Source organism: Pseudomonas sp. RW3S2 (assembly GCF_014268955.1).
GTDB lineage: Bacteria > Pseudomonadota > Gammaproteobacteria > Pseudomonadales > Pseudomonadaceae > Aquipseudomonas > Aquipseudomonas wayambapalatensis.
Genome location: NZ_JABWRM010000012.1, coordinates 59,615 through 75,064, shown reverse-complemented (window position 1 = coordinate 75,064; position 15,450 = coordinate 59,615). Strand labels below are relative to the sequence as shown.

At 63.5% G+C, this 15,450-nt stretch carries 13 protein-coding genes and 1 riboswitch; of the genes, 7 read left to right on the top strand and 6 right to left on the bottom strand.

Going from position 1 to position 15,450, the window contains the following annotated elements:
* Positions 1–3: 3 nt before the first annotated feature.
* The gene (locus tag HU748_RS17850) at positions 4–609 is read right to left on the bottom strand and encodes a toluene tolerance protein (protein WP_186708231.1); all 606 of its coding nucleotides are present in this window, start codon (positions 607–609) and stop codon (positions 4–6) included.
* 100 nt (positions 610–709) lie between these two features.
* On the opposite strand from HU748_RS17850, the gene HU748_RS17845 reads away from it, so the two are divergent.
* The 3 genes from HU748_RS17845 to hldE all read left to right on the top strand — a co-directional run bounded on the left by HU748_RS17845 (position 710) and on the right by hldE (position 5,260).
* The gene (locus HU748_RS17845; protein ID WP_186708229.1) at positions 710–1,885 is read left to right on the top strand and encodes an O-antigen ligase family protein; all 1,176 of its coding nucleotides are present in this window, start codon (positions 710–712) and stop codon (positions 1,883–1,885) included.
* Positions 1,886–1,900: 15 nt separating this feature from the next.
* Positions 1,901–3,709 (top strand): lipid A export permease/ATP-binding protein MsbA, encoded by a 1,809-nt coding sequence (gene msbA / locus HU748_RS17840; protein ID WP_186708227.1) that lies wholly within the window; start codon positions 1,901–1,903, stop codon positions 3,707–3,709.
* 129 nt (positions 3,710–3,838) lie between these two features.
* The gene (hldE, locus tag HU748_RS17835; protein WP_151926040.1) at positions 3,839–5,260 is read left to right on the top strand and encodes a bifunctional D-glycero-beta-D-manno-heptose-7-phosphate kinase/D-glycero-beta-D-manno-heptose 1-phosphate adenylyltransferase HldE; all 1,422 of its coding nucleotides are present in this window, start codon (positions 3,839–3,841) and stop codon (positions 5,258–5,260) included.
* A gap of 50 nt (positions 5,261–5,310) precedes the next feature.
* Here hldE and HU748_RS17830 read toward each other — a convergent pair whose 3' ends face one another.
* From HU748_RS17830 to HU748_RS17815, 4 genes are all read right to left on the bottom strand, one after another.
* Positions 5,311–6,279 carry a metal ABC transporter ATPase gene (locus HU748_RS17830; RefSeq protein ID WP_186708225.1) on the bottom strand — a complete coding sequence of 323 codons (969 nt, stop codon included), beginning with the start codon at positions 6,277–6,279 and terminating at the stop codon, positions 5,311–5,313.
* A 37-nt stretch (positions 6,280–6,316) separates the two neighbouring features.
* Complete coding sequence (locus tag HU748_RS17825; RefSeq protein ID WP_186665887.1) at positions 6,317–7,129, bottom strand: aldo/keto reductase; 813 nt, start codon at positions 7,127–7,129, stop codon at positions 6,317–6,319.
* Positions 7,126–8,301 (bottom strand): FAD-dependent oxidoreductase, encoded by a 1,176-nt coding sequence (locus HU748_RS17820; protein ID WP_186708223.1) that lies wholly within the window; start codon positions 8,299–8,301, stop codon positions 7,126–7,128. The genes HU748_RS17825 and HU748_RS17820 overlap by 4 nt, the downstream gene beginning before the upstream one ends.
* 67 nt (positions 8,302–8,368) lie before the next feature.
* Positions 8,369–8,701, bottom strand: a complete 333-nt coding sequence (locus HU748_RS17815) for an SMR family transporter (RefSeq protein WP_186665890.1) — start codon at positions 8,699–8,701, stop codon at positions 8,369–8,371.
* Positions 8,702–8,788: 87 nt separating this feature from the next.
* Between HU748_RS17815 and HU748_RS17810 the strand changes: the two genes are divergently transcribed.
* The 3 genes from HU748_RS17810 (at position 8,789) to HU748_RS17800 (ending at position 11,575) form a co-directional block, all read left to right on the top strand.
* The gene (locus tag HU748_RS17810; protein WP_186708219.1) at positions 8,789–9,679 is read left to right on the top strand and encodes a LysR family transcriptional regulator; all 891 of its coding nucleotides are present in this window, start codon (positions 8,789–8,791) and stop codon (positions 9,677–9,679) included.
* 98 nt (positions 9,680–9,777) lie between these two features.
* Positions 9,778–11,055, top strand: coding sequence for a lipid IV(A) 3-deoxy-D-manno-octulosonic acid transferase (gene waaA, locus HU748_RS17805; protein ID WP_186721282.1), 1,278 nt, complete (start codon positions 9,778–9,780; stop codon positions 11,053–11,055).
* 85 nt (positions 11,056–11,140) lie between these two features.
* The gene (locus HU748_RS17800; protein WP_186721279.1) at positions 11,141–11,575 is read left to right on the top strand and encodes a hypothetical protein; all 435 of its coding nucleotides are present in this window, start codon (positions 11,141–11,143) and stop codon (positions 11,573–11,575) included.
* A gap of 67 nt (positions 11,576–11,642) precedes the next feature.
* Here the strand turns inward: HU748_RS17800 and HU748_RS17795 are convergent, their stop codons facing one another.
* Complete coding sequence (locus HU748_RS17795) at positions 11,643–13,079, bottom strand: TolC family outer membrane protein (RefSeq protein WP_054893157.1); 1,437 nt, start codon at positions 13,077–13,079, stop codon at positions 11,643–11,645.
* A 160-nt stretch (positions 13,080–13,239) separates the two neighbouring features.
* Positions 13,240–13,347: riboswitch (TPP riboswitch) on the top strand.
* Positions 13,348–13,507: 160 nt separating this feature from the next.
* On the opposite strand from HU748_RS17795, the gene thiC reads away from it, so the two are divergent.
* Positions 13,508–15,388 (top strand): phosphomethylpyrimidine synthase ThiC, encoded by a 1,881-nt coding sequence (thiC, locus tag HU748_RS17790; protein WP_186711420.1) that lies wholly within the window; start codon positions 13,508–13,510, stop codon positions 15,386–15,388.
* The last annotated feature ends 62 nt before the right edge of the window (positions 15,389–15,450 follow it).

The following is a 15,450-nucleotide window of genomic DNA, read 5'->3' as shown; positions in this document are numbered from 1 at the left end:
GGCTCAGCGCTCGAGCAGCGCCGACTTCAGTTCGGTGAGTGGGAAGTGGTCGCCGAGCCGCTCCCGTTCGATGTAGTTCGCCAGATGCTGCACGTTGCGCCGAACCATGCGTGCCGACAGCGGAGGGCGCAGGAAACGCATGTCGGCGACATCGATGAGGCCAAGCTGTTGCTCAGGGGTGACCACGACGTTGCCCAGGTGCAATGAACGGAAGTAGATCCCTGAGCGATGAAGGTGGCGGATCAGCGCGATCAGTGCCGGCAGGTAGTCATTCCAGCTGAACCCCGGCAGGCGCGAGCGCTGCAGCAGAGTTTCGCCCGGCAGCGGGCGGTAGAGCACCGCGGTGCGCCCCGGCAGGTCCAGCTTGTGATGGCTGATCACTTCCAGAGTGGGAATGCCCAGTTGCACCAGGCGCGCAGCGTTGTCGATGAAGCGCTGGGAGTAGGGACGCAGCAGCGCAGATGAAATCAGACGCTTACGACGAAAAACCTTGAGGATATTGCCATCCTCGAGCAGGTAGACTTTGGCGCCGTGACTGTCGGCCTCCAGAACCCTGGCGCCGAGTGTCAGCTGATCGAAGTCGGGCTGGGAGAGTCGGGAGCATTGCATGGATGGGTGCCTTGTCTTCTGCAAGCAAAATGACTGGCAATAATGCCGAAAATAATGCGGTTGCACCATGACGGTGTCATTGGACTGATCGGGGGAAGGAATGTTGTATGAAAAGCGCTGGGCCCAGGCCTGGCTCGGATTCGGTTTCGTCTGGTTCCTGGCTGCGATCGCCCTGGCGCCGAGCAACAAGCTCTACCAGCAAGGCCTCATCCTGTTCCTCTGGCTACCGACCCTGGTCTTCGCCTGGTCCGCCCGGCACCTGTTCGTGAGCGGGTGGCGACGTCAGCCGGCACTCTGGACGGCGATTGCACTGTTGTTGGCCTGGGGAGCGTTGAGCCTGGTGTGGTCATCCACCGCAGAGGGCGGACGCGAGGGTAAGCGGCTGGTCTATATCCTGCTGTTCCTTATGGCTTTCCCATTGCTGGCGCAGCTTGGTGCCCACCGTGTGCGTATGTTGTTGCGCATCGGTGGAGTCCTGATGGCGGTTGCTGCACTGATTTCGATCTACCGCTTCTATCATGTGGCCGGCAACGTACTGGTTTCTCGTCTTGAGGGAATCGGTGAAATCAGCCATCCGATCCTGGGCGCCTATGTCGTCGGTGTCATGGCCGTATTGATGCTCAACGATTGTCCGCGCAACCGCTTCGTGCAGTCGGGTTGGCTGCTGGCTCTGGCCTGCCTGGGGGCTTTCATTGCCTTTTGCCAGAGCCGCGGCGCGGGCGTGGCCTTGCTGCTCACTGTGCTGTTGGCGCCATTCTGGATGCGTGATCGGCTTAGCAAGCTGGTCTTCGTGTCATCGCTGCTGATCACTGCCGTCGCGATATTCCTGTTCCAGGACCTGATCATGCAGCGGGGTTCCTCTTATCGGCCCGAGATATTCCAGTCCTCGATGCAGATGATCGAACAGCACCCATGGACCGGCCTGGGGCTTGGCGCGTTCTACCGCGTGGAGGCACTGGGGATCCAGTTCGACCATACCCACAATATGCTCACCCACGTCGCCGTCGAGCTGGGGCTGCCCGGTATGTTGCTGTGGATAGCGGTATGGCTGTTCGCCCTGCGCGAGATCCTGCGTGCCCGGGAGACCATGTTGGGCAAGCTGGCGCTGGCGGTCTGGGTGTTTTCAACTGTGGCCATGCAACTCGATGCGGCAAGCCTGACTGGCACGCCACGGGCGGAGTGGTTCATCAGCTGGTTGCCGGTCGGTCTGGCGATGATGTTGCCGTGGGTGCATGCCGAGCGAAAAGCCTGTGGTAAAATTTCCGGTTCAACCTGAACAGCGAGCTCGATGATGGCCGAAACACCGCGACCGGCGGAGAACCCCACCAGCCTGAAGATCTATTTCAGGCTCCTGGGCTATGTGAAACCCTACATCGGCATTTTCCTGCTGAGCATTGTCGGTTTCGTGATCTTTGCCTCGACCCAGCCGATGCTGGCGGGGATCCTCAAGTACTTCGTCGATGGCCTGAGCAATCCGCAAGCGGTGTTGTTCCCCGACGTTCCCTATCTGCGCGATCTGCAATTGCTGCAGGCGGTGCCGTTGCTGATCATCCTGATCGCTGCCTGGCAAGGGCTCGGGTCGTTCCTCGGCAACTACTATCTGGCCAAGGTCTCCCTCTGCCTGGTCCACGATCTGCGCCTGGAGCTGTTCAACAAGCTGCTGGTGCTGCCCAACCGCTACTTCGACAGTCATAACTCCGGGCACCTGATCTCGCGCATCACCTTCAACGTCACCATGGTCACCGGTGCTGCCACCGACGCGATCAAGGTAGTGATCCGCGAAGGCCTGACGGTGGTGTTCCTGTTCGTCTACCTGCTGTGGATGAACTGGAAGCTCACTCTGGTGATGGTTGCCATCCTGCCGGTCATTGCAGTGATGGTGAGTACCGCCAGCAAGAAATTCCGCAAGCAGAGCAAGAAGATCCAGGTGGCCATGGGCGACGTCACCCACGTGGCCTCCGAAACCATCCAGGGCTACCGCGTGGTGCGCAGCTTCGGCGGCGAAGCCTACGAAGAGCGTCGCTTCAGAAATGCCAGCCAGAGCAACACCGACAAGCAGCTGCGCATGAACAAGACCGGCGCCCTGTACACCCCGGCGCTGCAACTGGTGATCTACAGCGCCATGGCCGCGTTGATGTTCCTGGTGCTGTTCCTGCGTGGCGATGCCTCGGCTGGCGACCTGGTCGCCTACATCACGGCGGCAGGTCTGCTGCCCAAGCCGATTCGCCAGCTTTCGGAGGTCAGCTCGACCATCCAGAAGGGCCTGGCCGGCGCCGAGAGCATCTTCGAGCAGCTCGACGAGAAGCCTGAGGTGGATGGCGGTACCGTGGAGAAGGAGCGTGTCGAGGGTCGTCTGGAGGTGCGCAACCTGAGCTTCACCTACCCAGGCACCGAGCGTCAGGTACTGACCGACATCAGCTTCGTCGCCGAACCCGGGCAGATGATTGCCCTGGTGGGGCGTTCGGGCAGCGGCAAGTCGACACTGGCGGCGCTGATCCCGCGGTTCTATCACCACAACAAGGGCGAGATCCTGCTCGACGGTGTGGAAATCGAACACTATCGCCTGCGCAACCTGCGTCGGCATGTGGCCCAGGTGACCCAGCATGTCACCCTGTTCAATGACACCGTGGCCAACAATATCGCCTATGGCGACCTGGCCGGTGCGCCGCGCGAGGCCATCGAGGCTGCCGCGGCCGATGCCTACGCCAAGGAGTTCGTCGACCAGTTGCCCAAGGGTTTCGACACCGAGGTGGGCGAGAATGGCGTGCTGCTGTCCGGTGGTCAGCGTCAGCGCCTGGCAATCGCCCGGGCGCTGTTGAAGAACGCCCCGCTGCTGATCCTCGACGAGGCGACCTCGGCGCTGGACACCGAGTCCGAGCGGCATATCCAGGCGGCGCTCGACCATGTGATGGAGGGGCGCACCACCCTGGTGATCGCGCATCGGCTGTCGACCATCGAGAAGGCCGACCTGATTCTGGTCATGGACCAGGGGCGTCTGGTCGAGCGTGGTACCCATGTCGAGTTGCTTGAGGCTAATGGCCATTATGCCCGCCTGCACGCCATGGGGCTCGATGAGCCGGACAAGGCCGATATCACCTGAAACCCTCATGAATCGGGGCGTGTGCGCCCCGATTGTCACTGGAATTGTCCCCACCGCAGTTGGCGTTAAAGCCGCCGGCTGCCGTGTGCTAATATCCTGCCCCTGTTCATTTTTTCATATGGGTTGCCCATGAAGTTGTCCATGCCGCGTTTCGATCAAGCCCCGGTACTGGTGGTCGGCGATGTGATGCTCGACCGCTACTGGCATGGCGGTACCTCGCGTATCTCGCCTGAAGCGCCGGTGCCGGTGGTCAAGGTCGACCAGATCGAGGATCGGCCTGGCGGTGCGGCCAACGTTGCCTTGAACATCGCGGCGCTTGGGGCCCCGGCTTCGCTGGTGGGTGTCACCGGCCAGGACGAAGCAGCCGACAGTCTGGCCAACAGCCTGCAGGCCGCAGGTGTGCGTTCGGTGTTCCAGCGTATTGCGCACCAGCCCACCATCGTCAAGCTGCGGGTCATGAGCCGCCACCAGCAACTGCTGCGCATCGATTTCGAAGAGCCCTTCGCCACCGATCCGCTGTCGCTGGGTGCCGAGGTCGATGCACTGCTCGAAGGCGTCAAGGTGCTGGTGCTGTCGGACTACGGCAAGGGCGCACTGAAGAATCACCAGTCGCTGATCCAGGCTGCTCGCAGCAAAGGCATTCCGGTACTGGCCGACCCCAAGGGCAAGGATTTTTCCATCTATCGCGGTGCCAGCCTGATTACCCCCAACCTCAGCGAATTCGAGACCATCGTCGGGCGTTGCGCCGATGAAGCCGAGTTGGTCGCCAAAGGCCTGCAATTGCTCGATGATCTTGACCTCGGCGCGTTGCTGGTGACGCGCGGGGAACACGGCATGACCCTGCTGCGCACCGGGCATCCGGCCTTGCACCTGCCGGCCCGTGCCCGCGAGGTGTTCGATGTCACTGGTGCTGGCGATACCGTTATCTCGACGCTGGCGGCTGCCATTGCCGCAGGCGAGGACCTGCCGCACGCGGTGGCCCTGGCCAACCTGGCCGCTGGCATCGTCGTCGGCAAGCTGGGTACGGCGGCCATCAGCGCCCCGGAATTGCGCCGCGCGATCCAGCGTGAAGAAGGCTCCGAGCGCGGGGTGCTGGGGCTCGAGCAACTGCTGCTGGCCATCGACGACGCGCGTGCGCACAACGAGAAGATCGTCTTCACCAACGGTTGTTTCGACATTCTCCACGCTGGGCATGTGACATACCTGGAGCAGGCTCGCGCCCAAGGGGATCGCCTGATCGTTGCGATCAACGACGATGCTTCGGTCAGCCGTCTCAAGGGGCCTGGGCGTCCGATCAACAGCGTCGATCGCCGGATGGCGGTGCTCGCCGGCCTGGGCGCGGTGGACTGGGTCATCAGTTTCCCTGAGGGAACCCCTGAAAACCTGCTGCGCCAGGTCAAGCCGGATGTGCTGGTCAAGGGGGGCGACTACGGGATCGACCAAGTGGTTGGGGCGGATATCGTCAAGGCCTATGGCGGCACGGTGAAAGTGCTGGGCCTGGTCGAGAACAGCTCGACCACCGCGATCGTCGAGAAAATTCGCAAGAACTGACCTGCCCTTGAAGGCGCAGGGCAGGTGGCAGCGGCCAAGCGCCGCTGCTGCTATTTATGCAGTGTGGTCTTCGCCCGCTGCAACAACGCCCGCGCCTTGTCGCTGAAACGCTGCAGGTGCGAAGGCTTCTCGGGCCGACTCTCCACCAGCCCTTGCTGACGCACCCATTCCCGCCAACGTACGCGTTCCTCTCTCACTACCCAGCCATCCTGCAGGGCGAAGCTTTCGGCCAGGTACAGCCCGCGCGTGCTCGCGGGAACAAGCTGATCCTTCTTCAGGGTGTACAGCTCCGCCAATGGCTGGCCGTCCTTCAGGGGCATCAGGTACAGGTCGGGGCGCTTGCGGTTGAGCCGGGCCACCAGTTGGTCACCTTCCAGGCGCTCGTCGACGTGAAACAGGCTGAGCGACTTGGCCTCCTTGGGTACTTGCAGGCGCAGATCGTAGATCAGTTGCAGCGAGGCGGTGGGCAGGTGCACATAGGCCCGTGGCCGCTCCAGTAGCATCAGGTTGCCGCAGTGTACCGGCCGCGCCGCGCCCGAGGCCGGGCTCAGGGTGAAGGGCAGGGCTTCGCGGTAGTGCAGGGCAGCGGCATACGGGGCGGGTAGCCAGGTGTCGTTGAAGCGTCCGCTCAGCCAGCCTTCCGGGGTTTCCAGCAGGCACTCTTCTGCCACTTCCTGAATGGCAGTGTGCAGTGGGAGGTTGAGCTCCTGGGCAGGTACGTAACCGGAGATCAGCTTGAGTACCACGTCGCCGCGGTCCTGGCGGCGTTGACGCACCAGCACCCAGTAGTCGCGGTTCTGCCAGTTGAGGGTCAGGCGTACCGAAACGCCCAGGTTGGCCAGTTCGATGACGAAGCGTTGGCTGTCATCCAGCTGGATCGCCTTGCGCCGTTGCAGGGTCTGGGCGAAGTTCAGCGGCATACCGATGCTCTGGTAACTCAGGCGTTCGGGGGTGGCTTCGACATGCAGCGGCAGGGTCTTGAAGTTGCTCGGGTTCTTGCGGATAAGCGTACGCGCCACGAGGCTCCTCCTTGCATTCGGCGGCCGCGTGAGCGGCTCAGGCCTGGCCCAGAATACGGGCGACGGTGGCCACGTTGTGGGCCAGGTGCAACGGATTGATGGTGCCGACAATAGCACTGCTCACCCCCGGATGGGTGAACAGCAGCTCGAAGCTGGCCTGGACCGGGTCCACGCCTGCAGACAGGCAGATATGCCCGCTGGCCAGGGCCTTCTTCACCAGGATGGCCTTGCCGTGTTCGGCAGCGTAGTCCAGCACCGGGCGCTCCGCCTGCTCGTTGAGGTTGTAGGTAACCATCGCGCAGTCGCCCTGCTCAAGCGCTTTCAGGCCGCCGGCGGCGGTCTTGCCGGAGAAGCCGTAGCCGAGGATCTTGCCCTCCTGCTTGAGTGCGGCGAGCGTCTGGTAGACCTCTTGCTGCTCGAGGATGGCCAGGTCGTTACCGTCGGAGTGCACCAGCACCAGTTCGATGCGGTCGGTTTCCAGGCGCTTGAGGCTGCGCTCGACTGAGCGTCGGGTATGGGCGGCGCTGAAGTCGAAGTGCGACAGACCGTTTTCGAACTCTTCGCCGACCTTGCTGACGATGATCCACTCGTCACGCTGGCCACGCAGCAGCGGGCCGAGACGCTCTTCGCTGCGGCCATAGGCCGGCGCGGTGTCGATCAGGTTGATGCCCAGCTCGCGAGCCTGCGACAGCAGCAGGCGGGCATCGTCGTCGCCGGGAATGGTGAAGCCGTTGGGATATTTCACGCCCTGGTCGCGGCCAAGCTTGACCGTGCCCAGCCCCAGTGGCGATACCTTCAGGCCGGTGCTGCCCAACGGGCGGTGGAAATCGTGCAGGGTCGGCAGGCTCATGGCAGCAGTTGCTCCCAGGCGGGCACGCCGAGCGGTGGACGCGGTAGGTCCGTCAGATCGACCTGGGCGCTCGGGCGAATACCATCGCGTTCGAAGGCGGCCAGGATGCGGTCGGAGAAGTCTGGCGCCAGCGCCAGTTTGGTCGGCCAGCCAACCAGCAGGCGATCCTGCTCGCTGAGGAACGCGTTGTCGGGGCGCACCAGGCCCGACTGTGCGGGCTCTGCGCGATCGACGCGCAAGGTCGCCCAGCGCACCTGGCTTTGATCGACCCAGGGCAGCAGGCTGGCGATCTCTTTTTGCGCCGCAGCGATCTGCGCGGCCGGCTCGCGTGCCACGCCATCGGCTTCGGCGAGGTCGCCGCCCAGATACCAGACCCACTGGCCATCGGCCGCCGGGTGGGTGGTCACGGTGACCCGTGGCTTGGGCCCACCGCCCAGGCAGTGGGCGTACAGTGGCTTGAGGTTGGGGCCCTTGGCCAGGACCATGTGCAAGGGGCGGCGTTGCTGCGCGGGCTGGCTCAGGCCGAGGGCATGCAACAGGTCCTCGGTGCCGCCGCCGGCACTGAGCACGATGCGTTGGGCACGGATCTCGCGGCCATCGACCTTCAGGCCGACCAGCGCCTGGCCGTCGCGCAGAGGCTCGATCCGCTCGCCGGCGAGCAGGCTGTCACCGGCGAGCTGCGCGAGGTTGGCGAGCAGGCTGGGCACATCGATGACCAGCTCGGCCAGGCGGTAGACCTTGCCTTTGAACGCGCGATCCTGCAGGGCAGGGGGCAGTTGCTCGCCCTTGACCTGGTCGACCCGGCCTCGCACGGCCTTGCTGGCGAAGAAGCTGGTGAGGTTGCCGGCCAGGGTGCCCGGCGACCAGAGATAGTGGGCGTCCGAGAGCAGGCGGGTGTCGCGCAGGTCCAGCTCGCCGCTGCCGGCCAGCGCCTCGCGCCAGCGCCGCGGCATGTCGGCGATGGCCTCCGAAGCGCCGGTCAGCGCGCCATGCAGGGCGTACTTGGTGCCGCCATGGATGATGCCCTGGGACTTGATGGTCTGCTCGCCGCCAAGGCTGGCGCGCTCCACCAGCACTGTCGAATAGCCCAGGCGACGTAGCCGGGCATTGAGCCAGAGGCCTGCGACCCCGGCGCCGACGATGAGGACGTCAGTGGAAATGGCGGATGGCATGCGGGCACCTCGAAAACTGGAACGATTGCCCAGTATACAGCCCGTGCCCGGCAATGTTGCCTATCGATCAATGCCCAGCAGTCTTGGAGAAGAGCTGGATCACCACCACGCCCCCTACGATCATCGCCATCCCCAGCATGGCCGGCACATCCAGCTTCTGCCCATAGATCACCAGCGCTGCGAGGCTGATCAGCACGATCCCCATGCCGGACCACACCGCGTAGGCGATACCCACCGGGATGCTGCGCACCACCAGCGTGAGCATCCAGAAAGCCACGGCATAGCCGCACACCATCAGCAGCAGCGGCAACGGCGTACTCAGGCCCTTGACCGCTTTCATCGAAGCGGTGGCGATGACTTCGGCGCAGATGGCGATGGTGAGATAGGTGTAGGCATTCATGATCAGGTTCCTCTGTTTACTGGTCGGGCATTCTAGGTTGTTCCTGATTGCGGTAAAGTCATTACCTATCGATTCTGGAGATAGGTAATGGCCGAACAGTGGAACCTTGAACAGTTGCGGCTTTTCGTCCAGGTCGCCGAGCTACGCTCGTTTTCTGCCGTCGCCCGTGCCCAGCGCAAAGCGCAGTCGGCCGTGAGCAACGCCATTGCGCTGCTCGAAGCAGACCTTGGCGTGACACTTTTCGAACGCAGCAGTGGTCGCCAGCCGCGCCTGACCGAAAGTGGCGAAGCCTTGCTGCGTGACGCCCAGGAGTTGTTGCGTCAGTGCGAGCGGCTCGATGGTCGCGCCCAGGCCTTGATGCGCGGCCAGGAACCGCTGCTGCGGGTGGCCCAGGATGAAGCCATGCCCTACCAGCCGGTGATCGACAGCCTCGATGAACTGGCCAGCCAGTTCCCCTTTCTCCAGGTGCAGCTGGCCAGCGGTGCGCAGGGCGACGTGGCGCGCAAGCTGGTTGAGCGACGCGCGGACCTCGGCTTGTTCTTCCATCACGAAAGCATCCCGGACTCGCTGGAGCGTCGCACCCTGGGCAGCGTCGAGATGGTCACGGTCTGTGCTACGCATCATCCGCTTGCCCATGCCGGGCGGGTAACCTGCCAGCAGCTGGCGCGCCACCGGCAGTTGCTCATCGCCCCACAGGACAGCGACTATCCGGGCGGCGAGCCGGTCAGCGCTCAGGTCTGGCGTGCCGACAGCTTCTATGTCATGGCCGAACTGCTGATGCGAGGCCTGGGCTGGGCCTGGCTGCCGCGTCATGTGGTGCAGTACCCGACGTACCAGGCGCACATGGTCGAACTCGACAGCGAATGGCGTCCGCCTGCGCTGGTCGCTGAGCTGGCGTGGCGGCGCGACGAGCCGCTTGGGCCGGCAGCTCAGTGGCTGGCTGAACGCTTTGCCATGCACCTGCGGGCAATCGGCTAGGCCAACAGCCCTTTTGCTGCCGATCCCAGGGGCCGTCTTCAACGCTCTATGGGCGAGTGCAGACACATTTCAGACAGACCCTAGTAAACTGCGACGCCATGAACAGAACCCTCTACACCCTGCTGTTTCACCTGGGCCTGCCGCTGGTTGCGCTGCGCCTGTTCCTGCGTGGGCGCAAGGCGCCAGCGTATCGCCAGCGCATCGCCGAGCGCTTTGCCTGCAAGCTCCCGGCCATGCGCCAGGGTGGCATCTGGGTGCATGCGGTGTCGGTGGGCGAGAGCATCGCTGCGGCGCCGATGGTCAAGGCACTGCTCAAGGCCTACCCGGACCTGCCCATCACGCTGACCTGCATGACCCCGACCGGCTCGGAGCGTATCCGCGCGATGTTCGCCAGCGAGCCGCGGGTCCAGCACTGCTATCTACCCTACGACCTGCCCTGGGCAGCGGCGCGTTTCCTCGATCATGTGCGTCCGAAGCTTGGCGTCATCATGGAAACCGAGCTGTGGCCCAACCACATCCACCAGTGTGCCAGGCGCGGTATCCCCGTTGCCCTGGCCAATGCGCGGCTGTCGGAGCGCTCGGCACGCGGTTATGCCCGCTTCGCCGGGCTGACTCGGCCGATGCTCGAAGAGATGAGCCTGATTGCGGTACAGACCGAGACTGAAGCAGAGCGCTTCCGCAGCCTGGGCGCCCGCGCGCAGTGCGTGCAGGTGACCGGCTCGATCAAGTTCGACCTGAAGGTGGATGATCAACTGCTGCCACGCGCACGCCAATTGCGCGAGCAGTGGGCGGCGACGCAGCGCCCGGTATGGATCGCCGCCAGCACGCATGAGGGTGAAGATGCGCTCATTCTCGAGGCTCATCAGCGCCTGTTGCAGGTTCATGGCGATGCATTGTTGATCCTGGTGCCGCGTCACCCGGAGCGTTTCGATGCAGTACACGCGCTGTGTCGCGAACGTTTCACTACAGTGCGGCGTTCTTCAGGAACGGCGGTGGACGGGCAGGTCCAGGTCCTGCTTGGCGATACCATGGGCGAGTTGATGTTCCTCTATGCCCTGGCCGATATCACCTTCGTCGGCGGCAGCCTGGTGCCCACGGGCGGACACAATCCGCTGGAACCGGCGGCGTTGGCATTGCCGGTGATCACTGGGCCCCATGTGTTCAACTTCCTCGAGATCACTGCGATGTTGCGTGAGGCCGGGGCGCTGCAGCAGGTGGACGATACGGAAGGCTTGACCGTGGCAGTGCGTCGTCTGATCGAGTTGCCGCAGGACGGCCGGCGCATGGGCAAGGCGGGCAGGGCGGTGATGCAAGCCAATCAAGGGGCCTTGCAACGCCTGCTCGAGGGGCTGGGCGGCTTGCTGGGGTGTCGGTAATTAAGTGAGGCCTCTGCCCACTGACCCTTGTTTACCTTGATCAAGACGCGCGCCATGCCGGCGCGCTTTGATCAAGGTAAACATCATGGTATTCAAGACATTAGCGCTATTGCTGTCGGTAGTGGTCCTGCCGGCTCATGCCTTCATCGTACCGCGGCCCTACCCGGGAAAGGCCGCCCCGGCGCCACGGGTCAGCATGATGGTCGATTACGCGGACTCCAAGGCGAAGATCGATCATGCCGGGGAATTCCTCACTCCGGATTGGAACGCCTCCTTCGCAGTGGACGATGAGTCCAGGGGGCGACTGTGGTTCCTGGAGAAAGCGTTTGGAGGGAAGAACTTCAAGGAATCCGTCACCCTGACCAGTGGTGGCAAGCGCTGCAAGTTCACCCTTCGTTTCGATGCATCGAGCCGCGAGGTGAGGGCCAGCACGACGTCCTCCGGGTCGGAGTTGGCAGACTGCAGGAGCTCGATCGAGATGAACGGTGAAGTGCTCGATGTGCGATTCACAATGAACTGAAGTGGCGAGCGGCCTGCACGTGGGGCGCACGTGCAGGCCGCTCCCTTGAAGTGCGTTGGGGTCTGGTTCAGGGTCGCCGTTCGAAGTTCTTCGCCGCTGCCGCAGCCAGATCCGGTGGCAGGAAGTCCTTGTCCGGGTTGTAGTCGGCTTTCAGGTAGCGCCCCAGGTCCTGCAAATCTTGCGGGCTCAGGGTGCCAGCGGCCTGTTTGAGGCGCAGGTTGTCGAGGATGTAGTCGTAGCGGCTGTTGTTGTAGTCGCGCACCGAAGTGTAGAGCTGACGCTGGGCGTCGAGCACATCGACGATGTTGCGGGTTCCGACCTGATAGCCGATCTCGGTAGCTTCCAGGGCGCTCTGGTTGGAGATGATCGACTGCTTGCGGGCCTGCACCTGCTCCACATCGGTATTCACCGCGCGGTGCAGGTTGCGGGTGTTCTCCACCACCTGGCGGCGCAGGCTTTCGCGCTGCTGTTCGCTTTGGCTCAGGCGGGCATAGGCTTCACGCACCTGCGAGCTGGTCAGCCCGCCGCTGTAGATCGGGATGTTCAACTGCAGGCCAATGCTGGTCTGCTCCACATCACCGCCGTAGCGCACGCCGGGTTGTGGCGCTGGGTTGGTGAAGCCGAGGTTGTCGTTGTCGCCTTTCTGGTAGCGCGCCACGGCATCGAGGGTCGGAGCGTGGCCGGCCTTGCGCTGGCGCAAGGTTTCCTCGGCGGCATCGACGGCGTGGTTGGTCGCCAGCAGGTTGAGGTTCTGCCGTGCGGCGGTCTCCACCCAGGCCTTGGCGTCGTTGGGCGCCGGCACCTGCACCGGCAGGCTGTGGACCACACCCTGCAGCGATCCGTACTCACGGTTGGTCAGGGTCACCAGCGCCTCGAACGCGTCCTGCACCTGGCGCTCGGCGATGATCCGGTTGGCACGGGCGGTGTCGTAGCTGGCCTGGGATTGCAGTACGTCGGTCTTGTCGGAGAGCCCGACGTCGAAACGCTCGTTGGATTGGTCGAGCTGGCGCTTGAATGCTGCTTCCTCGGCCTTGGTCGAGGCCAGGTTGTCCTGCGCGCGCAAGACAGCGAAGTAGTTTTCGGCCGTTTGCAGGATCAGGTTCTGCTCGGTGGCCGACAGCTCCAGCGCCGCTTGCTCGTTGACCGCCTCGGCGGCCTGCAGCTGGAACCAGCGGTCGGCACGGAAGATCGGCTGCGACAGCGTGGCACTCCAGGAGTTACCGCTGCGGTTGGAGGTGATCGAGGGTTCGTCCAGCTTGGTGCGGGTGTTCATCATTTCTGCACCGGCGGACAGATTGGGCAGCAGGCCTGCCCTGGCCTGGGGCACCACTTCGCGGCGGGCGCCGTAGTCGGCGCGGGCGGCGGCGAGGTCGGCGTTGTTGTTCACCGCTTCCTGGTAGACGCTGACCAGGTCGGTCTTCACCGTCGTGGGCACATCCGCTGCCCAGACCACTCCGTTGGACGCACAAGACACGGCAATCGCCAGTGAAAGTTTGCGCAGCATAGGGCAATCCTTGTACGAAATTGAATTTCTGAACTGTTGAGTATCGTGCGATGCGCCAGTGTAGTGCCGCGCGCCGTCGGCAACAATCCGCCTGTTGCGCCTTTCGTCTCCCGTGCATTTACGGGCTTGGCTTTGCCGACCACTCCAGTCTAGACTGCGCACGTTCTTGTCGGGGTGCCTTGAATCGAAGGCTGAGATCGGAGAGTTTCCGGATCCCGTTGAACCTGATCAGGTTAGCGCCTGCGTAGGGAACAAGATTGCTCGCCTTCCCGGGGAGCCTCTTGTGCCAGGTCCGGGAATGTCAGCGCTGTCATGCAGCCAAGGCACCCCCATGTATCCGGCACTGCACTCCATCCAAGGGGTGCGTCCGCGCCTTTCAGGTTCTCCCCGACATTCCGCCCGCTAGGAAGCTGTCTGGAGAGCCCGTGATGAGTAAACAAGAAAAAGCGATCAGCCTGAGCGAGTCGGCCAAAGTCGACCAGCAGTCCGTGCAACCCCTGCCCAATTCGCGCAAGGTCTACGTCCAGGGCTCGCGCCCGGACATCCGCGTGCCGATGCGCGAGATCAGCCTGCACGACACCCCTACCGACTTCGGCGGCGAGAAGAACGCCCCGGTGCTGGTCTATGACACTTCCGGCCCCTACACCGACCCCAACGTCATCATCGATGTGCGCAAGGGCCTAGGCGATGTGCGCTCGGCCTGGATCGACGCGCGTGGCGACACCGAGCGCCTGGAAGGCCTGAGCTCTAATTTCGGCCAGCAGCGGCTGAACGACGCCGAACTCGCCAAGCTGCGCTTCGCCCACGTACGCAATCCACGCCGCGCCAAGGCCGGCGCCAACGTCTCGCAGATGCACTACGCGCGCCAGGGCATCATCACCGCCGAGATGGAATACGTCGCCATCCGCGAGAACATGAAACTGCAGGAGGCGCGCGCTGCCGGCCTGCTCGACCAGCAGCACGCCGGGCACAGCTTCGGTGCCAGCATCCCGAAGGAGATCACCCCCGAGTTCGTGCGTGAAGAGATCGCTCGCGGTCGCGCGATCATCCCTGCCAACATCAACCACACCGAACTCGAGCCGATGATCATCGGCCGCAACTTCCTGGTGAAGATCAACGGCAACATCGGCAACAGCGCCCTGGGTTCCTCGATCGAGGAAGAAGTGGCCAAGCTGACCTGGGGTATCCGTTGGGGTTCGGACACGGTCATGGACCTGTCCACCGGCAAGCACATCCACGAGACCCGCGAGTGGATCATTCGCAACTCGCCGGTCCCGATCGGCACCGTGCCGATCTACCAGGCCCTGGAAAAAGTCAACGGCGTTGCCGAAGACCTGACCTGGGAGCTGTTCCGCGACACCCTGATCGAGCAGGCCGAGCAGGGCGTGGACTACTTCACCATCCATGCCGGCGTATTGCTGCGCTATGTGCCGCTGACGGCCAAGCGTGTCACCGGGATTGTCAGCCGTGGCGGTTCGATCATGGCCAAGTGGTGCCTGGCGCATCACAAGGAGAACTTCCTCTATACGCATTTCGACGAGATCTGCGAAATCATGAAGGCCTACGACGTCAGCTTCTCGCTGGGCGATGGCCTGCGTCCGGGCTCGATCGCCGACGCCAACGACGCGGCCCAGTTCGGTGAGCTGGAAACCCTCGGCGAGCTGACCAAGATCGCCTGGAAGCACGACGTGCAGTGCATGATCGAAGGCCCAGGCCACGTGCCGATGCAGTTGATCAAGGAGAACATGGACAAGCAGCTCGAGTGCTGCGACGAGGCGCCGTTCTACACCCTCGGCCCGCTGACCACCGACATCGCTCCGGGCTACGACCACATCACCTCCGGTATCGGTGCGGCGATGATCGGCTGGTTCGGCTGCGCCATGCTCTGCTACGTCACGCCCAAGGAGCACTTGGGTCTGCCGAACAAGGATGACGTCAAGACCGGCATCATCACCTACAAGATCGCCGCGCACGCCGCCGACCTTGCCAAGGGCCACCCGGGCGCGCAGATCCGCGACAACGCATTGTCCAAGGCGCGCTTCGAGTTCCGCTGGGAAGACCAGTTCAACCTCGGCCTGGACCCGGACACCGCCCGCTCGTTCCACGACGAGACCCTGCCCAAGGAGTCGGCCAAGGTTGCGCACTTCTGCTCGATGTGCGGGCCGAAGTTCTGTTCGATGAAGATCACCCAGGAAGTGCGTGAGTACGCGGCCAAGATCGAGACCGTGGATGTGACTGCCGAGCAAGGCATGCGCGAGCAGGCCGAGCGCTTCCGCCAGGAAGGCAGCCAGCTTTATCACAAGGTGTAAGTGATGCCGGCAGGGTGGTGGTGAGCCACTCTGCCGTTGCATTTGTATCGAGGCCTCTGGCG